This is a genomic window from Pseudomonadota bacterium, assembly GCA_022572885.1.
Classification (GTDB): domain Bacteria; phylum Pseudomonadota; class Gammaproteobacteria; order Steroidobacterales; family MnTg04; genus MnTg04.
Genome location: JACZVC010000055.1, coordinates 1 through 5848 on the forward strand (window position 1 = coordinate 1; position 5848 = coordinate 5848).

The window sequence follows — 5848 nt, forward strand, 5'->3', positions numbered from 1 at the left end:
GCCATTGGTATCCTCGCAGGCGCCGATGTGCTGGTGCCGGCGCTGGCGTTACCGGATTGGGTGTTGCGCCTGGTCGCCCTGCTGCTGATCCTCGGTTTCCCGCTGTCTCTGGTCATGGCCTGGCATTTCGACTGGACGCCGGACGGGCTGAAGCGTGCGGGCTCGGGCAATGATGCTGCGCCTGTGGCGGGGCCGACCGACCCCAAGACAGAAGTCGCCATTGAGTCGCCAGCCGATTCGCCAACCACCGCCCCGCCAAAGGCTTCCATTGCCGTGCTGCCATTTGTGAACATGAGTGGTGACAAGGAAAACGAGTATTTCTCGGATGGTCTGTCCGAGGAACTGCTAAACGTGCTGTCCAAGATCGGCGAGCTAAAGGTCGCCGCGCGGACTTCGTCTTTTCATTTCAAGGGAAAGACCGGCGATATCGCCGAGATCGCCCGCAAGCTCGGGGTCGCATCCATCCTCGAAGGCAGCGTGCGTCAGTCGGGGCCAAAAGTCAGGATCACTGCGCAGCTGATCAATGCCGCCGATGGTTATCATCTTTGGTCCGAGACTTTCGACCGCGAACTGGATGATATTTTCGCCGTTCAGGATGAGATCGCATCCTCGGTGGCCGAGGCCCTCAAGGTAAAATTGCTGGGTGAAGATGGCGAACGCTTAAACGCTGGTGGAACAACCAATGCCGAAGCCTTCCAGGCCTACCTCCAGGGCCTGCATTTTGCGAAACGCGGCTCAGATGAAAAAGCCGTGCGGCACGCCCTGGAATATTTTGACAAAGCCATCGAACTGGACCCGGATTACGCCCAGGCCTATGCCAGCCTGGCCAGGGCCTGGGAGGAGATGACGACCAATGATTTCGTTGGTCTGGACGAGGGTGTGGGCAAGGCCATCGATGCGGCGACCAAAGCGATCGAACTGGCCCCCGACCTGGCGGAAGGCCACACGGCCATGGCCAGAATGCTCATCGCATACAAGCTGGATATGGCGGGTGGGCGAAAGGCCATGGAAACCGCGCTGGAATTGAATCCGGGTAATGTGGAGGTGCAGATCGAGTTTTCTCGCATGAATGCCCTGTTCGGTCGGAGCGAGCCGAGCGTCGCCGCGGCAAAAAAAGCGCTGGAACTGGACCCGGTCTCGATGAATGCCAGCGTCTTCCTTGGGCGGGCTTTGTACGAGGCGCGCCGCTATGACGAGGCGATAGCTGTTTTTCGTCATGTTCTGGAACTGAACCCGCATCACGCGCGGCCGCATTACGGCATCGCCATGTGCCAGTTCCTGCAAGGCGATCTTGCGTCCGCACTCGAAGAAGTCGAGCAGGAACCGCTGGGATGGATGAAGCACTCCGGCATGGCGATTATTTTGCACAACTTGGGGAATACTGAAGAGGCCGAGGCTGCTTTGGCCTTGCTGATCGAAACCTATGGTGACAACGGTGTCTATCAGCGCGCGCAGGTTTATGCGCAACGGGGTGATGCCGACCAGGCTATACAGGACTTGCATCGATCGCTCGAGATTGGGGACCCGGGTTTTAGTCAGCTGTTGGTCGATCCATTGGTCGATCCGATACGCGATGACCCGCGGTTTATCGAGTTGATGGAAAAAACCGGGTTTTCGGCGTTGTAGGAGCGGCTTTAGCCGCGATAAAGGATTCAATCGGGCCTGAAGGCCCTCCTACGGGATACAAACAAGACCAAATTATTGTTGGGTTTGTTTTTGCAGGCGTTCGATCAGGGCGTCGAAGCGTGGGTCGTCGCGTATCGACGCCAGGTCGTTGTCGTTTTGCATCCATGACGCGCTGACCGAGCCGTGGGTGACGGCGGATTCCAGACAATTGAGCGCTTTGTCGCCTTGGCCTTCGAGGGCGTAGAAGCAGGCGACGTTGTAAAGCACCACCGAGTCGGTGGGATCGATGGCCAGTGCCCGGCCGATCCAGCGTTCGGCGCGTTCGTGTTCGCCGAGTTGCTGCAGCGATCCGGCGCCCAGATAAAAAGCGCGGGGGTCGTCGGGGTGCCATTTGAGGTGTTTTTCGATCACCTCGATGGCTTCCTTGCCGACTTCCTTCGCCAGCTCGACCTGGCCCAGGCCGTTCAACACATGCGAGCGCAGCACCTGTGACTGGTAATCATCGGGATTGACTGCGCTCGCCTTGGCGAACAGGTCGGCGGCTTTTTGCAGTTTGCCCTGGTGGAAACTGGCGCGGGCGTAGTAGTACCACGGTTCGAACAAATTCGGGCTTATCCGGATCGCGGTCTCGAACTCTTCGATGGCCTCGTCGTACTGCTCGCAGACCAGGTAGGCCAGGCCGCGTGACGCGTGCGGCTCGGCGGCGACGGAATCCAGTTCCAGGGCGCGCTTGCTGGAGCGGGTCGCCTCGGCGCGGGATTCCTCGCTCGATTTCACATACATCTGGACAAAGGCGTAACAATCCGCCCTGCCCGCCCAGGCCAGCGCGTAGTCGGGGTCGATTTCGAGCGCCTGGTCGAACATCTGCCGCGCGTAAACCATGTCGGAGCCGCGGAAGCGGTGAAAGAATTTCCGGCCGCGCAGGTAATAATCGTAGGCGCGGGCGTCCTTGGTCGAGGCGGTCTTGAGCGCGCTTTGTTCCTGCGCGCTCAGCTCCAGCGCCTGGGCCTCGGCGATGCTCTGGGCGATTTCGTCCTGGATCTCGAAGATGTCTTTCAGATCGGCGTCGTATTGCTTCGACCACAGGTGGTAGCCGTCTTTGACATTGATCAGCTGGGCGGTGATGCGCAGCCGGTCGTTGGCCTTTTGCACGCTGCCTTCGAGCACCGTGTTCACCGAAAGTTGCCTGCCGATTTTGCGGATATCGACACCGGAGTTCCTGAATTGAAAAGACGAGGTGCGCGAGGCCACCTGCAGGTCCGCAATCCCGGTCAGCGCGTTCAGGATCGCCTCCGCCACGCCATCGCAAAAATAGCCCTGGTCCTGCGCCTCGCTCATGTCGGTGAAGGGCAGGACGGCGATCGATGGCGTGTTGCCGAATTGCGTTGCCGGCGCGTAGGTCGTGTACTCGCCGGTCGCTTGCAGATCGATGGGGTCGCGTTTCAGGCCCTGGCGGGTCAGGTCGAAAAACCAGGCCAGGACCAGCGCGAATGGAAAACCGAATATGATTGTGTAGATCAGCGTTCGCAACACCCAGGGTGGCATTTCCAGGGGTTCGAAGGCCACGTCACCAATCTGCAACAGCGCAAAGGCGCCGAACGCGTAGAACATCCCGACGCGAATCACTTTGCGGCGTTTCAGTTCGCTGTAGAACCTGACGATTTCTTCGGTCATGCGTATGCTCATGATCGGAAGTATATTTATATATGTGACTATCGCGGGAGACCAATGGATGCAGGTGATGCGATAAGAGGTTGAGATTGGAGGTCGAGGCGAGAGGAATCTATATATTGGCTGTTATCCAGGCAGACAGTTCTTCCTCGCTGATGGCGCCGGCTGCAACTTGCCACATGGTGTGTGCCGCGTCCACTTCACCTGCGATAAGCTCGCAGTCGTTGATCTGCAGGAAAACATCGATGCACACCAGTGCAATCCGTTTGTTGCCGTCGGGAAAACAATGGTTGCGGACAAAACCAAAACCATAACAGGCGGCCAGCCCGGCAAGAGATATCTGCGGGTTGTATTGCAAGCGGTTCCTGGGCCGTGCCAGGGTCGATTCCAGCGCGTTGAGATCGGGTGGCCCTTCCAGGCCACCGTACTCGGCAATCAGCAAGCGATGGAAATGGATAACTTCGTCTTTGCCCAGCCAGGCGGGCACGGCTTATTTGGCCAGGTCTTGCAGGGCGTTGCGGTATTTGCTGCTGGTGCGTTCGAAGGCTTTCATTTTGGCATCGAAGTCCGGGTCGTAGGGCGTGAGTTCAATCCCTTTTTCTGTCTCGACGATATAAAGAGGGTCGCCATCTTTGACATTGAGCCGGGCAAGCTGATCCCTGGGTAAAATTACGCCCACCGAATTTCCGACTTTGCGAAGTTTGATTATTTTGCTCATTAAAAAAATTATAACGTTTGTTATAACCAAGTGCAAGCCCTTTGCTTTTGTTGGCTTATGGCTCCAGGCCGGCGCGCACCATTAACTCCCGGAATCGGGGGTCGTCGCGGATAAAGTCATACAGCGGGTTCACTTTCATGCTCAACACGCTCCTCGAGCCTGATTTTTCCTCGACCGCCTGTTCGAGCACGGTGAGCGTGTTTTCGGTATCTTTGACATAGGCATAAACCTGGCCGAGGTCTTCCGAGCCAAGTTCTGCGCGTTCAAGCAGATCGGCGGGCAAAGCCACGGTTTCTCCTGTTTCTTGATACTGGAGAAATAACAGACCGACTTGTGCTATCGCCTCCGTGTCGCGTTTTGTGGCCAGCGCCCAGATCTGTATGGCCTCAACGGCTTCTTCGATACGCCCGGCCCGCAACAGAGCCAGCCACAGGTTACCCATCGCTTCGGACAGACCTGGATCTCTTTCCCAAACCCCATACGCCAACTTGATCGCCTCATCGAAGCGGCCATGGTCTACCAGGATATAGCTTAGATTCATTCCCATTAAAGGAGACAGGGGATCGACTTCAACGGCGCGCTCGGCGTACAGGAGCCCCTCTTCCACTCGACCCTGCCATGACAAAATATGCGACATCCAGTGCAGCGCATTGGTGTTGTTCGGTTCGATCTCCAATGCCCGACGCATTATTTTTTCCGCTTCATCCCACTTGTATTCATGGATCATCAGGTTCCAGGCCATCGATGCCAGCACTTCCGGGATATTCGGATCAAGCTCCAGGGCACGGTTCACCGCGGCGACGGATTTCTGCTTTACCATATCGAGATCAAGGTTTTCGTCGTACTCCGGCAAAATCATATAGGCGTCGGCAAGCCCTGAGTGGCCCAGCGCAAAATCGGGGTCGAGTTCGATCACTTCCTCAAAATACTCGACCGCGGCTAATAACGATTCCCTGGTGCGCCGTTCCAGCAGTTGTTTACCCAGAAAATAGGCGTCCAGGGCCGCAAGACTTTCAGTAGGCACCTTCGCCAGTCTTTGTTGCTCACCTTCGGTCAGCGTCGCAGCCAATGCCTCGGCTATCGACATCGCGATCTCGGTCTGGATTGCAAAAATATTGCCGGCGGTGAGCTGGCGGTCGTAAGTTGCCGCCCAAAGATGGGTGTCGGTTTCCGCGTCTATCAGTTGTGCGTTGATCCGGATGCGATCGCCCGACCTTTGCACGCCCCCTTCGAGGATCGTCGCGACGCCCAGTTCCCTGGCGATCTGCGGAATGGTTTTCGTCGTATTCCGGTATTGCAGCATCGAGGTTCGCGAGATGGTTTTCAGCGAACCGATCCTGGAAAGCTGGGTCAGCAGGTCGTCGTGAATGCCGATGGTAAACGGATCGTTGGCCGTGTCGCCGCTGATATTTTCGAACGGAATAACCGCTATGGATCTTTTATCCTGAGTGACCGGGGTCCCGGTTTCATCATCGCCGGCGTTATATTTGTCCAAGGCGAAGAAAACGGCCGCAATACCGAGCAGCGTGATCGTAATGACATTGAGTTTGTTGCCGGTCCGGACAGCGATGGACTCGGTGCGCTCGACATCCTTTTCGCGTTTCAGGCCATCCGGCGTCATCTCGAAAGCCCACGACAACATCATAGTGATCGGGAACCCGATCAACAGCAAGGAGGCGACGAAGGTGATGGTCCACGCGGGCATCTGGAAGGCCGGGAACATGGTGTCGGCGATTTGCATGACCAGCCAGGCTGTGACCACGTAGACCGCTGCAACCTTGAACACGTTGCGCCGGCTTAACTCTTGAATGAAACCCGATAGTGAAGACATCA

Annotated in this window: 5 protein-coding genes; 1 reads left to right on the top strand and 4 read right to left on the bottom strand. The window is 57.1% G+C overall.

The features are described 5' to 3' along the window. Positions 1 to 1626, top strand: a 1626-nt coding sequence (locus IIA05_12755) for a tetratricopeptide repeat protein (protein ID MCH9027961.1), incomplete at its 5' end; no start/stop codon positions are given. A gap of 72 nt (positions 1627 to 1698) precedes the next feature. Here IIA05_12755 and IIA05_12760 read toward each other — a convergent pair. The 4 genes from IIA05_12760 to IIA05_12775 form a co-directional block, all read right to left on the bottom strand. Beyond that, positions 1699 to 3300, bottom strand: coding sequence for a tetratricopeptide repeat protein (locus tag IIA05_12760; protein ID MCH9027962.1), 1602 nt, complete (start codon positions 3298 to 3300; stop codon positions 1699 to 1701). Between the two features lie 109 nt (positions 3301 to 3409). Then, positions 3410 to 3784: a type II toxin-antitoxin system death-on-curing family toxin gene (locus tag IIA05_12765; GenBank protein MCH9027963.1), complete on the bottom strand. Its 375-nt coding sequence runs from the start codon at positions 3782 to 3784 to the stop codon at positions 3410 to 3412. 3 nt (positions 3785 to 3787) lie between these two features. Then, complete coding sequence (locus IIA05_12770; protein ID MCH9027964.1) at positions 3788 to 4015, bottom strand: AbrB/MazE/SpoVT family DNA-binding domain-containing protein; 228 nt, start codon at positions 4013 to 4015, stop codon at positions 3788 to 3790. 55 nt (positions 4016 to 4070) lie between these two features. Next, a partial coding sequence (locus IIA05_12775) for a tetratricopeptide repeat protein (GenBank protein MCH9027965.1) occupies positions 4071 to 5848 on the bottom strand: 1778 nt, incomplete at its 5' end.

Coding starts and splice junctions, on each gene's coding strand:
- IIA05_12770 (MCH9027964.1), bottom strand. CDS start 4,015: ATGAGCAAAATAATCAAACTTCGCAAAGTCGGAAATTCGGTGGGCGTA.
- IIA05_12760 (MCH9027962.1), bottom strand. CDS start 3,300: ATGACCGAAGAAATCGTCAGGTTCTACAGCGAACTGAAACGCCGCAAA.